At 72.0% G+C, this 17,767-nt stretch carries 18 protein-coding genes; 10 read left to right on the top strand and 8 right to left on the bottom strand.

Going from position 1 to position 17,767, the window contains the following annotated elements; translation table 11 throughout:
- Window positions 1-24 precede the first annotated feature (24 nt).
- Genes ACQPZF_RS08810 through ACQPZF_RS08825 form a run of 4 tightly spaced genes read left to right on the top strand, consistent with a single transcriptional unit; the run spans window position 25 to window position 3,066 of the window.
- Window positions 25-462, top strand: a complete 438-nt coding sequence (locus ACQPZF_RS08810; RefSeq protein WP_433270097.1) for an SRPBCC family protein — start codon at window positions 25-27, stop codon at window positions 460-462.
- On the top strand, window positions 459-1,646 hold the full coding sequence (locus tag ACQPZF_RS08815; RefSeq protein WP_433270099.1) for an ArsA family ATPase: 1,188 nt from the start codon (window positions 459-461) through the stop codon (window positions 1,644-1,646). Before ACQPZF_RS08810 ends, ACQPZF_RS08815 begins: the two co-directional genes overlap by 4 nt.
- The gene (locus tag ACQPZF_RS08820) at window positions 1,643-2,101 is read left to right on the top strand and encodes a hypothetical protein (protein ID WP_433270101.1); all 459 of its coding nucleotides are present in this window, start codon (window positions 1,643-1,645) and stop codon (window positions 2,099-2,101) included. The genes ACQPZF_RS08815 and ACQPZF_RS08820 overlap by 4 nt, the downstream gene beginning before the upstream one ends.
- A complete protein-coding gene (locus ACQPZF_RS08825; RefSeq protein WP_433270103.1) occupies window positions 2,095-3,066 on the top strand; it encodes an ROK family glucokinase in 972 nt (323 codons plus the stop codon). Before ACQPZF_RS08820 ends, ACQPZF_RS08825 begins: the two co-directional genes overlap by 7 nt.
- Before the next feature lie 14 nt (window positions 3,067-3,080).
- On the opposite strand, the gene ACQPZF_RS08830 is transcribed toward ACQPZF_RS08825, so the two are convergent.
- Complete coding sequence (locus ACQPZF_RS08830; RefSeq protein ID WP_433270105.1) at window positions 3,081-3,542, bottom strand: hypothetical protein; 462 nt, start codon at window positions 3,540-3,542, stop codon at window positions 3,081-3,083.
- 202 nt (window positions 3,543-3,744) lie between these two features.
- Between ACQPZF_RS08830 and ACQPZF_RS08835 the strand changes: the two genes are divergently transcribed.
- The 3 genes from ACQPZF_RS08835 (at window position 3,745) to ACQPZF_RS08845 (ending at window position 6,116) form a co-directional block, all read left to right on the top strand.
- Window positions 3,745-4,476 carry a lysophospholipid acyltransferase family protein gene (locus ACQPZF_RS08835; RefSeq protein WP_433270107.1) on the top strand — a complete coding sequence of 244 codons (732 nt, stop codon included), beginning with the start codon at window positions 3,745-3,747 and terminating at the stop codon, window positions 4,474-4,476.
- Between the two features lie 22 nt (window positions 4,477-4,498).
- Entirely contained in the window at window positions 4,499-5,011 is a 513-nt protein-coding gene (locus ACQPZF_RS08840; protein ID WP_433270109.1) for a polyadenylate-specific 3'-exoribonuclease AS, read from the top strand.
- A gap of 79 nt (window positions 5,012-5,090) precedes the next feature.
- A complete protein-coding gene (locus ACQPZF_RS08845; protein WP_433270111.1) occupies window positions 5,091-6,116 on the top strand; it encodes a 6-phosphofructokinase in 1,026 nt (341 codons plus the stop codon).
- 256 nt (window positions 6,117-6,372) lie between these two features.
- On the opposite strand, the gene ACQPZF_RS08850 is transcribed toward ACQPZF_RS08845, so the two are convergent.
- Window positions 6,373-7,536 carry a DUF2891 family protein gene (locus tag ACQPZF_RS08850; RefSeq protein WP_433270113.1) on the bottom strand — a complete coding sequence of 388 codons (1,164 nt, stop codon included), beginning with the start codon at window positions 7,534-7,536 and terminating at the stop codon, window positions 6,373-6,375.
- A 64-nt stretch (window positions 7,537-7,600) separates the two neighbouring features.
- On the opposite strand from ACQPZF_RS08850, the gene ACQPZF_RS08855 reads away from it, so the two are divergent.
- Entirely contained in the window at window positions 7,601-8,989 is a 1,389-nt protein-coding gene (locus ACQPZF_RS08855; protein WP_433270115.1) for a class II 3-deoxy-7-phosphoheptulonate synthase, read from the top strand.
- A gap of 388 nt (window positions 8,990-9,377) precedes the next feature.
- On the opposite strand, the gene ACQPZF_RS08860 is transcribed toward ACQPZF_RS08855, so the two are convergent.
- Window positions 9,378-11,393, bottom strand: a complete 2,016-nt coding sequence (locus tag ACQPZF_RS08860; protein WP_433270117.1) for a PASTA domain-containing protein — start codon at window positions 11,391-11,393, stop codon at window positions 9,378-9,380.
- A gap of 184 nt (window positions 11,394-11,577) precedes the next feature.
- Here ACQPZF_RS08860 and ACQPZF_RS08865 point away from each other — a divergent pair, with 184 nt between their 5' ends.
- Window positions 11,578-11,943 (top strand): Rv2175c family DNA-binding protein, encoded by a 366-nt coding sequence (locus tag ACQPZF_RS08865; RefSeq protein WP_433270119.1) that lies wholly within the window; start codon window positions 11,578-11,580, stop codon window positions 11,941-11,943.
- On the opposite strand, the gene ACQPZF_RS08870 is transcribed toward ACQPZF_RS08865, so the two are convergent.
- The 3 genes from ACQPZF_RS08870 to ACQPZF_RS08880 form a co-directional block, all read right to left on the bottom strand.
- Complete coding sequence (locus tag ACQPZF_RS08870; protein WP_433270121.1) at window positions 11,940-12,866, bottom strand: phytoene/squalene synthase family protein; 927 nt, start codon at window positions 12,864-12,866, stop codon at window positions 11,940-11,942. The two genes, ACQPZF_RS08865 and ACQPZF_RS08870, sit on opposite strands and share 4 nt — an antisense overlap.
- 173 nt (window positions 12,867-13,039) lie before the next feature.
- Window positions 13,040-14,533 (bottom strand): phytoene desaturase family protein, encoded by a 1,494-nt coding sequence (crtI, locus tag ACQPZF_RS08875; RefSeq protein WP_433270123.1) that lies wholly within the window; start codon window positions 14,531-14,533, stop codon window positions 13,040-13,042.
- Between the two features lie 2 nt (window positions 14,534-14,535).
- A complete protein-coding gene (locus ACQPZF_RS08880; protein WP_433270125.1) occupies window positions 14,536-15,606 on the bottom strand; it encodes a polyprenyl synthetase family protein in 1,071 nt (356 codons plus the stop codon).
- Window positions 15,607-15,711: 105 nt separating this feature from the next.
- On the opposite strand from ACQPZF_RS08880, the gene ACQPZF_RS08885 reads away from it, so the two are divergent.
- The gene (locus ACQPZF_RS08885; RefSeq protein WP_433270127.1) at window positions 15,712-16,596 is read left to right on the top strand and encodes a methylenetetrahydrofolate reductase; all 885 of its coding nucleotides are present in this window, start codon (window positions 15,712-15,714) and stop codon (window positions 16,594-16,596) included.
- A 24-nt stretch (window positions 16,597-16,620) separates the two neighbouring features.
- Here ACQPZF_RS08885 and ACQPZF_RS08890 read toward each other — a convergent pair whose 3' ends face one another.
- Window positions 16,621-17,049, bottom strand: a complete 429-nt coding sequence (locus ACQPZF_RS08890) for a carboxymuconolactone decarboxylase family protein (protein WP_433270129.1) — start codon at window positions 17,047-17,049, stop codon at window positions 16,621-16,623.
- Between the two features lie 52 nt (window positions 17,050-17,101).
- Window positions 17,102-17,752, bottom strand: a complete 651-nt coding sequence (locus tag ACQPZF_RS08895; protein WP_433270131.1) for an LppM family (lipo)protein — start codon at window positions 17,750-17,752, stop codon at window positions 17,102-17,104.
- Between the last annotated feature and the right edge of the window lie 15 nt (window positions 17,753-17,767).

A 17,767-nucleotide genomic window follows, 5' to 3' on the forward strand; every position in this document is an offset into this window, starting at 1 on the left:
GAACCACCGGGTAGCCTGCCCGGCATGGCCGACGAGTCCACCCAGTCCATCGTCATCGACGCGGCGCCTGCGCGGATCGTGGCGGTGATCGCCGACTTCGCCGCGTACCCCGAATGGGCCAACGGGGTGAAGCGCACCGAGGTGCTGGAGACCGGGTCGGACGGCTACGCGGCGCAGGTCAGGTTCAACATCGACCAGGGCCCGATCAAGGACGAGTACGTGCTGGCCTACGACCGGTGGTCCACCGAGCGGATCTCGTGGCACCTGGTCAAGGGGCAGATGCAGAAGTCCCAGGAGGGCAGCTACGCGTTCACCGAGCGGGGCGGCTCGACCGAGGTGACCTACACGCTGTCCGTGCAGCTCGTGGTGCCGATGATCGGCCTGTTCCGGCGCAAAGCCGAGAAGATGATCATGGATACCGCGCTGAAGGAACTCAAGCGCCGGGTGGAAAACGCTGGATGAGCGCGCGCCTGCTGCTGTTCACCGGCAAGGGAGGGGTCGGCAAGACGACCCTGGCCGCCGCCACCTCGGTCGCCCTCGCGGCCGGGGGCCGCAAGGCGCTGGTCGTGTCCACCGACCCGGCGCACTCGCTGGGCGACGCGTTCGGCATCGCGCTCGGCTCCACCGCCACCGAAATCGACGCCGGCCTGCACGCCGCGCAGATCGACCCGCGCGCGCTGGTCGACGACACGTGGCGGGAGCTGCGCGGACACCTGCGGACCGTGCTGGCCGGCGCGGGCGTGGACGAGCTGGACGCCGAAGAGCTGACCGTGCTGCCGGGCGTCGAGGAGCTGCTGGCGCTCGCCGAGGTGCAGCGGCTGGCGAACGGCGGGCCGTGGGACGTCGTGGTCGTGGACTGCGGCCCGACGGCGGAGACGCTGCGGCTGCTGGCGCTGCCCGAAGCCGTCTCGTCCTACCTGGAACGGCTGTTCCCCACCCACCGCCGGGTGGTGCGCGGACTGCTGGCCGGACTGGCGGGCGCCCCGTCGGCCGAGCGGTGGGATGCCACCGCCGACGCCCTGGGCAGGCTCGCGGAGAGCTTGGACAAGCTGCGCGGGCTGCTCACCTCGTCATCGACCAGCGTGCGGCTGGTGCTCACCCCCGAACGGGTGGTGGCGGCCGAGACCCGGCGCACCGTGACCGCGCTCGCGTTGCAGGGCATCCGCGTGGACGGGGTGGTGGCCAACCGGCTGGTGCCGCATCCGGGCGAGGGACGCGGCCCGGCGGCGACGTGGCTGCGGACCCGGCGGGCCGAGCAGGAGGCGGTGCTGGCGACCCTCGACCTCGGGCCGGTGCGGACCGTCGAGCACCGGGCGGGCGAGCCGGTCGGGCCGGCGGCGCTGCTGGAGGTCGCGGACGCCCTCTACCAGGGCGCGGACCCGCTGGCCGGTGTCGGCGCGGACGGGCCGCTGATCGACGTCGTGCGGGTCGGCGACGAGTACGAGCTGAGGCTGGCGGTGGCGGTCGGCGACTCGGACCTGGACCTGGCGCGCGTGGGCGACGACCTGGCGGTGACCGTGGACGGCCGGCGCAAGCTGATCAGCCTGCCGTCGCTGCTGCGGCGGTGCGTGGTGGTCGGCGCGGAACTGGACGACACCGGGTTGGCGGTACGGTTCCGGCCCGACCCCGACCTGTGGATGCGGTGAGCACGGTGGACGCGAAACTCGCCGAGGAACTGCGCCTGCTGCTGGACGCGGCGGCCGACCGCGCCCAGCCGTGGCTGCACAGACTGGCTGCCGCCGACGGCGGGCACGACTCCCGGACCTGCGGCTGGTGCCCGCTGTGCAACGCGATGGCCCTGGTCAGCGGCGACCGCTCGGAACTCGCGGCCCGTGCCGCCGAGCACGCGGCGGGCCTGATCGCCGTGCTGCGCGCGGCCTTCGCCGAGCCCGAGGCAGCCCCGGCGTCCGCCTCGGAACCCGCCTCGGGTTCCGCCCCGGAACCCGCCTCGGGATTTGGCTCGGAACCCGCCTCGGGATTTGCCTCGGAACCCGCCTCGGGATTTGGCTCGGAGTCCGGCGAGGAGCCGCCGGCGGCACGGCCGCGCGTGCAGCACATCCCCGTGGTCAGGTCACCCGGGACGAAGCGGACGCCGTGCTGACTGTCGGCGTCGACGTCGGCGGAACCAGCGTGCGAGCCGGCGTGGTGAACGCCGACGGGGCGATCCTCGACACGGCCCGCGCCGCGACCCCGTCCGGCGAGGGTGCGTTGGAGGAGGCCATCGGCGCGGCCGTGGCGGAGGTCGCCACCCGCCACCGCGTGGCGGCGGTCGGACTGGCCGTGGCGGGCTTCGTCGCGCCGGACCGCCGGACCGTCCGCTTCGCGCCGCACCTGGCGTGGCGGCAGGCCCCGGTCGCCGAGCGCATCTCGCAGCGCGTCGGGCTGCCCGTGGTGCTGGAACACGACGCCAACGCGGCGGCGCTGGCCGAACACCGCTTCGGCGCGGCGCGGGGCGCCCGGATCGTGGCGCTGGTCGCCATCGGCACCGGCATCGGCGGTGCGCTGCTCATCGACGGCAAGGTCTTCCGCGGGGCGCACGGCGTGGCGCCGGAACTCGGCCACCTGCGCCTGGTGCCGGAGGGCAGGCCGTGCCCGTGCGGCAAGAGCGGCTGCTGGGAGCGCTATTGCAGCGGCACGGCCCTCACCACGACCGCCGTGGAACTCCTCGCCCGGCACCCCGGCGGGTCGACCCTGCTGGCGCGTGAGGCCTTGAGCGACTCCCGCGTCGTGACGGGCCGGCGGGTGGCCGCCGCGGCCCGCGACGGCGACCCGCTGGCGAAACGCGCGATGTCCGACCTGGCCCGCTGGCTGGGCGAGGGCCTGGCGCTGGTCGCCGACGTCTACGACCCGGAGATGGTGGTCATCGGCGGAGGGGTCTCGGAGTCCGCGCCGATGTTCCTGGACGAGGCCCGCGAACGCTACGCGACCGTGGTGACCGGCGCCGGCCACCGCCCACTGGCCCGCATCCGCACGGCGCAGCTCGGCGACGACGCGGGCATCGTCGGCGTAGCGACCCTGGCCCGCGAACTGGCCACCTCCCGCTCGTCCCGCAACGGCCGCCGCTGACCCGCGGGCGCTGGTCAGAGGACCGCGCCGTCGTCCCAGCCCGAGTCGGGCGGTGGGCCGTTGCGGATGCGCAGGACCAGCCAGCCGACGCCGGAGCACAGCACGATCAGGGCCAGCGGGGTGCCGATCCTCGGGGCCAGGCCGAACAGGCTGGGCACCACCAGCAGGACCACGCCCACCGCGATCAGCACGAGGGCGGCGATGGTGCCTGCCCGCAGCGCCGGCAGCGGGGGCGGCTCCGGGGGGACGAAGTGGTCGTCCGGATCGTCGTCCGGGTCTTCTTCGGCCGTCGCCACGGCCGGTTGGCCTTCCGGGCGGGTCGGCTTGGCGGGTTCCGCCTCGTCGTCGTCCTGGGCCTCGGCCTCGTCGTCGGGCCACGTCTTGCCGACGCCCTCGCGTTCCAGGCCGGCCACGATCTCGGCGAAGGTCGCGTCCACGTCCTCCGGGCCGTCCGTCGAGTCGCGTCGGGAGTTCATCGGCGTGCTCCAGCCCTCCGGTCGTGAAGGCCAATCCTCTGCCAGGCTTCATCGTCCCACGAGGCCGTTGTGTTGCGGATTACGGCAGCCGGTGGCACTTGCGACCGTACCGCCCGAACGCGGGTCTTCGTTGTGCCTGGTGCGGTTGGCTCCGTAGGCTGGCCCGCGGGGATCAAGGCACGTCGAGGAGGCGCTCCCAGCAGTGCTCTACTGGTTGATGAAACACATCTTTCTCGGGCCGCTCCTGAAGCTGTTCTTCCGCCCCCGGATTATCGAGGGCGCGGAGAACATCCCCAAGGAGGGCGGCGCGATCCTGGCGTCCAACCACCTCGCCGTCTCCGATTCGTTCTTCCTCCCGCTGAAGCTCTCCCGGCGGGTCACCTTCCCGGCCAAGATCGAGTACTTCACCGGCAAGGGCCTCAAGGGCGCGTTCCAGCGCTGGTTCTTCGCCGGCGTCGGCCAGGTGCCGATCGACCGGTCCTCCGCGTCGGCCGCCCAGGGCGCGCTGGACACCGGCGTGCGGATCGTCCGGGAGGGCAAGCTGCTCGGCATCTACCCCGAGGGCACCCGCTCGCCAGACGGCCGGCTGTACAAGGGCAAGGTCGGCGTCGCCTGGATCGCGCTGGAGTCCGGCGCGCCGGTCATCCCGATCGCCATGTTCGGCACCGACAAGGCCAACCCGATCGGTTCCAGGATGTGGCGGCCCTACCCGATCCGGATCAAGATCGGCAAGCCGCTGGACTTCTCCCGCTACGCCGGGCTGTCCGGCGACCGGTTCGTGCTGCGGTCCATCACCGACGAGATCATGTACGCCCTCATGGAGCTGTCCGGCCAGGAGTACGTCGACGTGTACGCCGCCAAGGCCAAGGAGGAGCAGGGCGAGCCGAGCCCCGCGAAGGACGTCGATCGCCTGCCCGGGACGAAGGCCGGCTGAACCGCACCTTAAGGTTGGCGCGGTGCGGTTCTTCTACGACTGTGAGTTCATCGAGGACGGGGTGACGATCGACCTCGTCTCCATCGGGGTGGTGGACGAGGAAGGCCGCGAGTTCTACGCCGTGTCGACCGAGTTCGACCCGGAGAAAGCCGGACCGTGGGTCCGGGCGAACGTGCTCAACCAGCTCCCGCCGCCCGCGGACCAGTCGTGGCGCAGCCGCGAACGCATCCGCCGGGACCTGCTGGACTTCCTCGGCGGCCCCAAGGCCAACCGGGACGACGTCGAGCTGTGGGCGTGGTTCGCCGCCTACGACCACGTGGCGCTGGCCCAGCTATGGGGTCCGATGCCCGCGCTGCCGCGCTGCCTGCCCCGGTTCACCCGGGACCTGCGCCAGCGCTGGGAGGACGTGGGCAAGCCCCGCCTGCCCACGCCACCCGCCGACGCCCACGACGCCCTCGCCGACGCGCGCCACAACCTGGCCCGCTGGAAGGTGATCGAGAGCGAACGGCTGCGCCGGGGATTCGCCGTCCGCTAGGTGGACCCCTCGCTTGCTGCACCGATCCAGGTCGTGCCAGTCTTGGGTGACCCACGCCACGAAGAGATTGGCTAAGCAGATGCGTATTGGTGTGCTCACCGGCGGTGGTGACTGCCCCGGCCTGAACGCGGTGATCCGCGCGGTGGTCCGCAAGGGCGTCGAGGTCCACGGCTGGGAGATCGTGGGGTTCCGCAACGGCTGGCAGGGCCCGGTGGAAGGCCTGACCAAGCCGATCGGGCTCAAGGACGTCGAGGACATCCTGACCAGGGGCGGCACCATCCTCGGCTCGTCGCGCACCAACCCGTACAAGGTCGACGGCGGCGTCGACAAGATCCGCAAGGTGCTGGCGGGCGAAGGCGTCGACGCGCTGATCGCGATCGGCGGCGAGGACACCCTCGGCGTCGCCAAGCGCCTCACCGACGACGGCATCGGTGTGGTCGGCGTGCCGAAGACCATCGACAACGACCTCGGCGCGACCGACTACACGTTCGGCTTCGACACCGCCGTGCACATCGCGACCGAGTCGATCGACCGCCTGCGCACCACCGCCGAGTCCCACCACCGCGCCCTGGTGGTCGAGGTCATGGGCCGGCACGCGGGCTGGATCGCGCTGCACTCGGGCCTCGCCGGCGGCGCGAACGTGATCCTGGTGCCGGAACGCGAGTTCAGCGTGGACAAGGTCGTCGAGTGGGTGGAGCGGCGCTTCGAGAAGCAGTACGCGCCGATCATCGTCGTGGCCGAGGGCGCCGTGCCCGAAGGCGGCGCCGAGGTGCTGCACTCGGGCGAGAAGGACGCCTTCGGCCACGTCCGCCTGGGCGGCGTCGGCACGTGGCTGGCCGAGGAGATCGCTCAACGCACCGGCAAGGAGTCCCGCGCGGTCGTGCTCGGCCACACCCAGCGCGGTGGCATCCCGACGGCGTACGACCGCGTCCTGGCGACCCGCTTCGGCCTGCACGCCGTCGACGCGGTCGCCGAGGGCGACTTCGGCGTCATGGTCGCGCTGCGCGGCACCGAGATCGTGCGGGTGAAGCTGTCCGAGGCGACGGCCGAACTGAAGACCGTCCCGTTGGAGCGCTACGCCGAGGCCGAGGTCTTCTTCGGCTGAGAGCCGGTGCAGAGGCCGGTGCAGAGACCGGTGCGGAGCTTGCGCTGGGCTTGACGCAGACCCGAAGGCGCTCCCGGACGGACCCCCGATCCGCCTGGGAGCGCCTTCGCCATCAGGGGCTTCGGACATGCTCGCCAGTCGGGGCGACCGGCTGGTCGGCGAGTGGGGCGACCGGCTGCTCGCCAGTCGGGGCGACGGGCTGCTCGGCAGGTGGGGCGACCGGCTGGTCGGCGGGTGAGCTGTGGGTCGGTGTGGGTCAGAACGCGTTCAGGCTCAGGTAGGCCGCGAACGTGCCCAGCCAGTGCTCGGCGTAGTAACCGTGGCCGAAGACGTAGCGGCGGCCGGCCTTCTCGTGCGCGGACGCGGCGGTGTGGGCCAGGTCCGCGTAGCGGTGGTCGGGTGGCAGCGCGTCGGCGATCGACCGCCAGTTCCACGCCCGGGACAGGGCGAGGCCTGCCAGGTGTGAGCCGTGCGGATCGCCCGGGTCGTCGATCGGTACGGGTTCCCGCAGGACCTTCCACCTGGCCTCGCCGAGGTTCGGCAGGAACGCCTCGAACCACGACGGGAAGTCCGGCAGCACCCGGCGCATCAGGTCGGCCTCGGTCAGCGCGGGGGACAGGAAGTCCGCCGCGTCCGGCTCGAAGCCGCCGTAGTCCCGGTCGTCGCGGTGCCAGCGCAAGGCTGCCTCGACACACGCCCGCGACAGCTCCGCGTCGCCGACCGCGTTCGCGGCGTCGAGCACCATCCCGGTGGCGAACGCGGTGTTCGTGTGCGTGCCCGCGCGGACCGGCAGTCGGGCGCAGGACACCCACTCCAGGTACCGGTCGCGCAGGACGGTGCCCAGCGGTCGCAGGTGCCGTGCCCACCGCTCGGCTTGCGGGTCGGTCGGCTGCTCGGTTCGCGGCTGTGCGGTTCGTGGCTGTCCGACGGGCCGCCCGGTGTGCTGCGGCTCGGTCTGTTGGTCGGCTTGCGGTTCGGTCGGCGGCCCGGCGGGTTGGTCGGCGTGGGATGGCGTCGCCCAGGTGCGCAGTTCGGCGTCCAGGACCAGCAGCCACGCCCAGCCGTACGGCCGCTCCCAGAAGCCGCCGCTCGGGCCGGTGAAGAAGTCCGCCTCGGTCTGGCAGCCCTCGGGCGTGATCAGCTCGTCCAGCGCCTGCCGTGCCTCGTCGGCGCACGCCAGGTGTGGGCGGACGCGCAGCATTCGCACTGCCAGCCACGTCTGGTGCACGCACGAGTGCCAGTCGAGCGAGCCCGCGAACACCGGGTGCAATGCCCGCTGCGGCACCAGGTCGCCGTCGGCGGTGATCAGGTGCGTCCAGTGCACCGGGTAGTCCCGTCGGAGGTTCGCCACCGCCGTCGACAGCAGCCTGGCCGCCGTGTCGTCGTCCACGGTGCTGTCATCCATTCGGGTGGCGGACATGACCCACATCATGCACAGACCAACCCGCGCCCGTCTCTCAGTGCGGACCGCCTACCCTTAACACGTGAACTGGACCGTGGACGTGCCCGTGGACACGCTTCCCGAGCTCCCGCCCCTCCCGCCCGAGCTCCGCACGCGACTGGACGACGCGCTGGGCCGCCCGGCTGCCCAGCAGCCGGAATGGCCGGACGCCGAGCAGGTGCGCCGGGTGCGGGCCGTGTTGGAGAGCGTGCCGCCCATCACCGTGCCCGCCGAGATCGACCGACTCCGGGACAACCTCGCCGAGGTGGCCCGTGGCGAGGCGTTCCTCCTCCAGGGCGGTGACTGCGCCGAGACGTTCGCGGACAACACCGAGCCGCACATCCGGGCCAACGTGCGGACGCTGCTCCAGATGGCGGTCGTGCTGACCTACGGCGCGAGCCTGCCGGTGGTGAAGATCGGCCGCATCGCGGGCCAGTACGCCAAGCCGCGCTCGTCCAACATCGACGCGCTCGGCCTGCCGTCCTACCGGGGCGACATCGTCAACTCGCTGGTCACCACGCCCGAGGCGCGCATCCCGGACCCGTCGCGGATGATCCGGGCCTACGCGAACGCGGGCGCGGCGATGAACCTGCTGCGGGCGATGACCACGGCCGGCATGGCCGACCTGCACCGGCTGCACGAGTGGAACAAGGACTTCGTCCGCACCTCACCCGCCGGCGAGAGGTACGAGGCGCTGGCCGGCGAGATCGACCGGGGCCTGCGGTTCATGTCAGCGTGTGGTGTCGATGACAGCTCCCTTCACACCACGGAGATCTTCGCCTCGCACGAGGCGCTCCTGTTGGACTACGAGCGTGCGCTGCTGCGCCTGGACGCCAACGGCGACCAGCCGAAGCTGTACGACCTGTCGTCGCACTTCCTGTGGATCGGCGAGCGGACCCGGCAACTGGACGGCGCGCACATCGCGTTCGCCGAGCTGCTCGCCAACCCGATCGGCCTCAAGATCGGCCCGACCACCACTCCGGAGATGGCGGTCGAGTACGTCGAGCGGCTCGACCCGTACCACCAGGCCGGCCGGCTGACCCTGATCAGCCGCATGGGCAACGGCAAGGTGCGCGACGTGCTGCCCGCGATCGTCGAGAAGGTCACCGCGTCCGGCCACCAGGTCATCTGGCAGTGCGACCCGATGCACGGCAACACCCACGAGTCGTCCACCGGGTACAAGACGCGGCACTTCGACCGGATCGTGGACGAGGTGCAGGGCTTCTTCGAGGTGCACCGCAGGCTCGGCACGCACCCCGGCGGCATCCACATCGAGCTGACCGGTGAGGACGTCACGGAGTGCCTGGGCGGCGCCCAGGAGATCTCGGACACCGACCTGGCGGGCCGCTACGAGACCGCCTGCGACCCCCGGCTGAACACCCAGCAGTCGCTGGAACTCGCCTTCCTGGTCGCGGAGATGCTGCGAAGCTGACCCGACCGATCTCGACCGTGCCCCGGCGGGCCTGGACCCAGTCCTCGACCGCCGGGGCATTGTCGTATCGGCGGGTGGGCGAACTGCGTGTAGGGGCGAACCGCGGTCGGAAGTGCTTGGACCGCGGATGGGACGGCCAAGGGCGCACCGGGGTGCGACGAGGGCCGGTCGAGTCGTCGCCTCAGGCCGCCCGGCGGGCGCGCGCCGGTTAACTGCTGAACGGCCTGAGGCCGGGTGCCGGCTCTCCGCGCGAGCGCGGCCGGGCGAAGGGGCAGGGACGGGGACGGTGTGCGAGCGGTGATCGGTTTCATGCCGCTACGGTAGGGCGAACAGGCGTTCGAATCGAGCGTTGGACACGATCGTGTCAGCAGATCCCCCTATCAGGGATTCAGACCGCGATGATGGTGATCCGTGTGCCCTTCGGAACGCGTTCGCCTTCCCTGATCGACTGATTGACGACCCTCGCCCGATCGCGGTTGTTGAACGGCACGTCCACCTCCAGCCCGGCCTTCTCCAGGATTTCCTTCGCTTCCTTGACCCGCTTGCCCTCCACGTTCGGCACGGTCACACCGCGGTCCGCCGCGATCACCACGGTCACCCGCTTGTCCGCGCCCAGCGTGGTCCCCGCCGCCGGGTTGGTGCGGATCACCCGCCCGCCGTCGACCTCGCCGGACGGCTCCTGCGGCCCCTCGATCGGCTCGAAGCCCGCCGCCGACAGCTCCGCGAACGCCTCGTCCTTCGTCTTGCCCTTCACGTTCGGCACGGGCTTCGGCTGGATGCCCTTGCTGATCACGATGGTCACCGTGCTGCCCATGGGCACCGGCGTGCCGGGCGCGGGCTTCAGCGTCACCACCTTGCCCTTGGGCACGCGATCGCTGAACGCGTCCTCACCCGCGTCGAGCTGCGACTTCAGCCCCACGGACGCGAGTTCACGCTCGGCCGCCGCCACCTCGACGCCGGGCTGCACGAGCGGCACGACGGGCTTGCCGCGCGACACGACCACCCGCACCAGGTCGCCCCTGGTGGCCTCCACGCCGGCCGCCGGCTCGGTGCGCAGCACCTGCCCGCTGGGCACGCTGTCGCTGTTCTCCGAGCTCACCGCCGACTTCAGGGACGCTTCCTGGATGGCCGCGACCGCGACGTTCTCCTCCTTGCCGAGCACGTCGGGCACCGAGGTGACCCGGCCGATCGCCAGCCACCAACTCGCCAGGCCGATGAGGATCGCCGCGACCACCACGACGCTGATCCACGTGATGAACTGCTTCTTGCTGCGCGCCCGCATCTCCTCGTAGAGCTGCTCGGGCGTCTTCTTCTTCGGAGGGCGCTTCGGCCGGGCGGGACGGACCGGACGCGGCGCGACAGCGGTCTGCGTGGCTGCGGGCGGGGCTTCGGTCAGCACGCCGAGGGGGATCGCCTGGGTGCCCTGAGGCCCGGTGTGGGTCGGTCTGCGCACCGGCACGGTCGCTTCGGCGTACGCGACGGCCCCGACGCCCACGGGCACCACGCGCTCGGTCTTGGGCTCCACCGACTGCGCGGAAGAGGACTCCACGGCCGGCACGTCCACGGTCGCCAGCCCGAGTTGGGCGCGTGCCGCCTCCACCTCGGACAGGAACGCGTCGGCGTCCGCCGGCCGCAGGAACGGCTCCCGCCGCGTCGCCCGCCGCACCAGTTCGGCCACCTCGGCGGGCACCCCGGTCACCGGCGGCACGTCCTCGTTCACGTGCCGATAGGCGACGGAGATCGCCGTGTCGCCCACGTAAGGCGGCGCACCGGTCAGCATCTCGTACAGCAGCACGCCCGCCGAGTACACGTCGCTGCGCGCGTCCGCCGAGCCCTTGGCGACCTGCTCCGGCGACAGGTACGCGACCGTGCCCAGGATCGTCGTGTCACTGGTGACCCCCGGCGTCGACACCGCCCGGACCAGCCCGAAGTCGGCGACCTTCACCACGTCGCCACGCCCGATCAGCACGTTCTCCGGCTTCACGTCCCGGTGCACGAGCCCGGCCTTGTGCGCGGCGGCCAGCGGCGACAGGACGCGCTCCAGCAAGGTCAGCGCCAGCGGCGCGTCCAGCTTGCCGCGCGCGTTCAGCAGGTCGCGCAGGGTGCCGCCCTCGACCAGCTCCATCACCAGGTAGACGCGGTCCTCGTCGATGCCCTGGTCGTGCACCGCGACGACACCGGGGTGGTGCAGCCCGGCCGCGGCGCGCGCCTCGCGCTCGAACCGGGCCACGAACTGCGGGTCGGAGGAGAACCTGGGGTCCATGACCTTGATCGCCACCGGGCGCTCCAGGCGCGTGTCGACACCCCGGTACACGGTGGACATGCCACCACGTGCCACCAGGGAGCCCACCCGATAGCGCTGTTCGAGCAGCCCGCCGATCACGTTCGTCGCCGACCTTTCCACAGCCGTGGATCGTACGGTGGGGTTGAGCCGACCGATGCCCTGCGCTGGAGCATCCCGGCCGGCGCGTGGGATCCGTGTCAAAGTCCCATGAAACAGGGGGTGTCCGGCAGTCGACCCGCGGGTGTACCGCGACCACCCGGTTGGCGCAGGGCGTTGCTCCCTGCGTTGTGGCATCGTGACGCACGTGAGTGCGATTCCTGCCGCTGCGGATGTGCTGGCTCCCGACCTGGAGGTCCTGGACCTGTCCGAGGTCGCCGAGCGTCTTGGTTTGCCGGTCAACCGTGTCCCCCAGTTGCTGCGCGACGGGCAACTGCTCGCGGAGCGCCGGAACGGTGTCCTCGTCGTCCCCGCCCAGTTCCTCGCCGCCGGAGGCGTGGTGAAGGGGCTGCCCGGCACCATCACGGTGCTGCGCGATTCCGGCTACTCGACCGATGAGATCCTTCGCTGGCTGTTCACCGAAGACGACACGCTGCCCGGCACGCCGATCGAGGCGTTGCGCGGCGACCGTGGCCGTGAGGTGAAGCGGCGCGCCCAGGCGATGGGTTTCTAGTCCCGACCAGGCACGTCCGGGCGGTTCCAGACGAGCCGCCCGGACGTCGCACGGGCCGTCACCGCGGCCATCAGGCCTGGTAGCGCCACCGCGAGCCGTCGTGAGTTCGGCACCACCACGCGCTTGTCCAGCACGTGGTAGTCGGCGGCCGTGATGCCGTCCAGGATCTCGCGGTACAGCGTGAGCGCGGTGCGCACGCACGGCCGTGCGACGGGCTGGAGCAGCGGCACGCCGCTCTCCGCTTCCCGGTACACCGCGAACGTCACCGCCATGACGTGCTGCACGGCCCGCCGGATCCGCTGGTCGGGCTTTCCGGTGCGCCGTGACCACGTCAGCAACTCCCGGTCGACGCCGTAGGCCCGCAGCACGTCCTGTGGCAGGTATACGCGACCCCGGTCCAGATCCTCGCCGACGTCCCGCAGGAAGTTCGTGAGCTGGAACGCGCGCCCTAACGCCGCCGCCGACGGCTCGGCGTGCCGCTGCGGCGCGACAGTGCCGAACACGGGCAGTAGTTGAAGCCCGATGACCGCCGCGGAACCGTGTACGTACCTGTCCAGTTCTGTGAACGACGCGTACTCCGTCACGTCCAAGTCCATCCGCATGGACGCCATGAAGTCCGTGAACAGTCGGGTGTCGATCCGGTAGCGCCTTACGGTGTCGGCCAGCGCCACGAGCACCGGATGCCCGGTGGGACGCCCGGCCAGCTCGTCGGCCAGTTGACGCTCCAGGACGTCCAGTTCGCCCGCGGGATCGGCGGACGTGCCGCTGTCCACGATCTCGTCGGCCCAGCGCGCGAAGCCGTACAGGGCGTGCACGGCGGGCCGTTGCACGGGTGGGAGCAGCCGGGTGGCGAGGAAGAACGTGCGTCCGTGCCGGGCGTTCAGCTCGCGGCACCGGGCATAAGCCGCGGCCAGGTCGGTCATGTGCGCCTACCCGGCTCCCGGGTAGCACCGGACCGCGCCGACTCGACAGGTGCGGCGCTCGATCTGGGTGTGGACACGGTCGCGGCCATCGCGGCGACATCGTCGCACAACGGGAGTGTCGGGGCGGCGGTTGTGCCGGTGTGGCGACTCCCCGGCCGATGCCACCGTGCCGGTCATCGTGGGCTGTGCGCTCGCGGCTTCGCGGCCGGCCGCCGCCACCTCGCGCCGACGGACCCCGTGATCCGCTGCGCCGCCAGCTTCCCGGAGATCAGCACCGGCGGCACGCCCACGCCCGGCGTCGTGCCGCAGCCCGCCAGCACGGCGTTGTCCAGCACCAGGTTGCGCGGTCGGAACGGCCCGGTCTGCGCGAACGTGTGCGCGGCGGAGAACGGCGTGCCGGCCGCCAGGCCCAGAGCGGCCCAGTCCTTCGGCGTGACCAGCCGTTCGACCTCGATCGAGTCGCCGAACCCGGTCAGGCCGCGGGCCTCCAGCACCCGCACCAGCTCGTCGCGGTAGGCGGGGCCCACGCGGGTCCAGTCGATCGGGCCGACGCGCAGGTTCGGTGCCGGGGCGAGGACGAACATGCCCTGTCCCGGCGGGCTGGTGACCAGCAGGGACGGGTCGCTCATCAGCGTGCCCCGGCGGGTCAGCTCGTCGAACGTCCGGTCCCACTCGTGGCCGAAGAGCAGCGTGTGGTGGGCCAGGTCCGGCCACGTGCGGTCCACGCCCGCGTGCAGCACGACCGCCGACGGCGACCACGTGATCGGCACCGGGCGGCGCGGGCGGTAGCCCAGCAGGCGGTAGGACATCGGCAGGTCCGGCGTGAGCACCACGGCGTCGCACGGGATGCGTTCGCCCTGCGTCGTGCGCACGGCGGTGACCCGCCCGCCGATCCGTTCCAGCCACGCCACCTTGGTGCGGTAGCGCAGGTCCGCACCCGCGTTCCCGGCGGCGGCGGCCAACGCGTCGGGCAGGGCGCGCATCCCACCGCGCGGGTAGTAAACGCCCGCGATGGTGTCCATGTACGCGATCACGGCATAGGCGGCGAGCGCCTTACGCGGCGGAACGCCCGCATAAAGCGACTGGAACGAGAACACCCGCTGCAACCGCTCGTCCTTCAGGTACCGCGCCACCGACGGCCCCAGCCGGGCGAACCCGCGCAACGCCGCCAGCCGCGCCAAATGCGGCGTGAGCAGGTTCAGCGGCGAGTCGAAGTTCGCGCCGATGAACGTGTCCTTCTCGGCCCGGTACAGGTCACTCAGCCACGCCCGCAGCGCCCGGTACCCGGCGGCCTCGGCCGGCCCGGCGAACCGCCGCACCTCGGCCTCCATCGCGTCGGCGTCCGCGTGCACGTCCAGCACGCCGCCGTCCGCGAACCGCGCCCGATAGGCGGGCTCCACCGGTCTCAGGTCCAGCCGGTCGCGCAGGCTCTCGCCGACCGCGTGCAGCGCCTCGTCGGCCAGCTCCGGCATGGTCAGCACGGTCGGGCCGGTGTCGAACCGGTAGCCGCCCAGGTCCAGCCGCCCCGCCCGGCCGCCGGGCACGTCGTCGCGCTCCACCACGGTCACCCGGCGACCCGCGCCGAGCAGGTGCAGCGTGGCGGACAGACCTGCGAGACCCGCGCCCACCACGACGACGTGGTCCGTGCGACCGGTGACCGTGCGCATGGTCAGTAGGTCCGTTTCGTGGCGCTGATCGCCAGCTCGGCGAGCCGTTCCGCGGCGGCGGGCTCGGCGACCGGGGCCTTGTCCAGCGCGGTCAGCGCCGACTCGGTGAGTTCCGCGATCCGCTCCTCCACGGCGGCGACCGCCCCGACCTCGACCAGCCTGGCCCGCACCACGTCCACGGTGGCCACGTCCAGGTCCGGACGGCCCAGCGCGTCGTGCAGCACGTCCGCGCCGAACTGCATGCCCAGCGCCACCAGCAGGGTCCGCTTGCCCTCGCGCAGGTCGTCGCCGGCGGGCTTGCCGGTCACCGCCGGGTCGCCGAACACACCGAGCAGGTCGTCCCGGAGCTGGAACGCCACCCCGATGTCGGTCCCGAACGACCGCAGCCCGTCGACCAGCTCCGGCGACCCGTCGCCGATCGCCGCGCCCATGTGCAGCGGCCGTTCCACGGTGTACGCGGCGGTCTTGAGCCGGTCGATGCGCAGCGCGGCGTCCGGCGAGGCGTCGCCGCGGGCCTGCGTGAGCACGTCCAGGTACTGGCCCGCGAGCATCTCGGTGCGCATGTCCCGCCACGGCAGGCTCAGCCGCCGCAGCGCCTCGTTCGGCAGGCCGGCGGCGAACAGCATGTCGTCCGCCCACGCCAGCGCCACGTCGCCGATCAGCACCGACGCGGCCAGCCCGAAGCGCTCGGGCTCGCCCAGCCAGCCCTCGTGCCGGTGCCGGTGCGCGAACCGCACGTGCACGGTCGGCATCCCGCGCCGGGTCTCCGAGGCGTCCATCAGGTCGTCGTGGATCAGCGCGCAGGCCTGGATCAGCTCCAGCGAGCTGACCGCCGTGAGCACGGCCTGCGCGAGCGGGCTGTCCGGGTCGCCGCCCGTCGCGCGCCAGCCCCACCAGGCGAACGTGGGGCGCACCCGCTTGCCGCCGTTGAGGATGAAATCGGCCAGCGCGTCCACCACGCCCCCGAAGTTCTCCTCCATCCGTGCGCCCAGGGTCCTGCGGTCGGCGAGATAGCCTGCGAGCGCTGCGTCGACGTGCTTGGGCAGTTCCTGGTCCAACGGGTGGGGCGGCACCCGTCTATCGTCACCTCTGGCGCGGACGCCCGCCCAACCGGGGGGCTGCTCCCATGAAGTGAACCGGTCCTCCCACAGGCCGGCACGGGCACTAGGCTGGACGGCATGACGTCGGTCGTCGAACGCCTGAACGGGAGCAATCCCGCCTTCTCCGTGGAGTTCTTCCCTCCGCGGGACGCCGCTGACGAGCTGGTCCTGTGGCGGGCGATCCGGGAGCTGGAAGCCCTGGACCCGGCGTTCGTGTCGATCACCTACGGCGCGGGCGGCTCCTCCCGCGACCGCACCATCCGCACCACCGGCCGGGTGGCGCAGGAGACGACCCTCTTGCCGATGGCGCACCTCACCGCCGTGGACCACTCGGTGGCCGAGTTGCGCAACGTGATCGGCTGGTACGCGGCGGTCGGCGTGCGCAACATCCTGGCGGTGCGGGGCGATCCTCCCGGCGACCCCAACGGCGAGTGGGTGCGGCACCCGTCCGGCCTGACCTACGCCGAGGAACTCGTGCGGCTGTGCCGTGAGCTGGGCGATTTCTGCGTGGGCGTGGCGGCGTTCCCGTACGGGCACCCGCGCTCGGCCGACGTGGACACCGACACCAAGTACCTGGTGAGCAAGCTGCGGGCGGGCGCGGACTTCGCCATCGCGCAGCTCTTCTTCCAGCCGGAGGACTTCCTGCGGATGCGCGACCGGGTCGCGGCGCTGGGCTGCGACACCGTGCTGCTGCCGGGCCTGATGCCGTTGACCACGCCGCGCACCCTGGCGAAGACCATCGAGCTGTCGGGCGCGCCGGTGCCCGATGTGGTGGCCCGCCGGCTCGACCCGTACGCGGACGACCCGGTGGCGTTCCGCAAGGCGGGGATCGACCTGGTGACGGAGATGGGGCAGCGGCTGCTGGCGGAGGGCGTGCCGGGGCTGCACTTCTACACGCTGAACCGCTCCAAGGCGACCCGCGAAGTGGTGGCCAGACTCGGACTGGTGCCGGCCCGAGCCTGACCGGTTCGCGCCCTGGAACGACGGCTAGTGCAGGTGAGCCTCGGTGGCGGAGTCCATGGTGACGCCGATGCGGTTGAAGGCGTTGATCGCGATGATCTGCGTCAGCAGCCCGGCGATCTGCTGATCGTCGAACGCGGCCCGGACCTCCTCCCACAGCTCGTCGGGCACACCGTGCTCGCCGAGCCTGGTCACGGCGTCGGTGAACGCCAGCACCACCCGCTCGGTCTCGGTGAAGAAGTGCGACTCGCGCCACACGGACACCGCGAACAGCCGCTGGGCGTTCTCCCCGGCCTTGATCGCGTCCGTCGAGTGCAGGTCCACGCAGAACGCGCAGTTGTTGAGCATCGAAGCCCGCAGCTTGATCAGGTGCGCGAGCGTGGGGTCGATGTGCTTGTGGGCGTAGCCGTCGAGCTGGATCAGCAGCCGGTAGACCTCTGGCGCCACGTCTGCCATGTTCATCCTCATGCCGGGAGGACGGGGCGGCCCGGCGGAGTGTGACGGTGGCCTACGCCACGAGGCTCCGGCGGTGCGCCACGATCGCCAGCACCAGCACGATCAGCGCCGCCCCGCCGGTCAGCCCGGCCACCAGCATGGTCCAGGCGAAGTACGACGGCGAGTTCTCCCCGGCGTACCGGATGGTGGCGGTGAGCATCGACGCCTGGCCTGGCTTGGGCGACCACGCGATGGTGGTCGGCTCTTCCTCTCTCCCGTTGGTGTCGACGATCTCACCCGGGAAGCTGATCTTCACCTGGATGTCCGCCCGGTCGATCGGCACCTGGGTCAGGTCGACCGAGCCGGACATCGTCACCAGGTCGCCGGAGCGCCGGAACCCCAGTTGGTAGCGGCTGGAGGAGGCGCTGGTTGCGATCGACAGGGCGCGGACCTCCTCGAAGGTCAGGCCGGTGAAGAAGAGCTGCGTGCCGGTGTAGTTGTCCGCCCGGTACAGCTTGGTGGTGACCCGGCCCGCCAGCTCGTTCGGCACCTTGAGCTGCGGGCCGGTGTCGTTGTCGTCGGTGAGCGGGGTGGCGGCGACGATCTCGCCGGAGACGCGGTCGTCCTGCGACAACGCCATCGCGGCGTGCAGCCGGACGCACCCCGTCAGCGAGAACGCCGCGAGGAGGAACACCGGCAGGAGGAGCGCGGAGGCCCTGGGCACCTCGCCATCCTGCCG

Source organism: Actinosynnema sp. CS-041913 (assembly GCF_050942485.1).
In the GTDB taxonomy this organism is placed as follows: Bacteria; Actinomycetota; Actinomycetes; order Mycobacteriales; family Pseudonocardiaceae; genus Actinosynnema.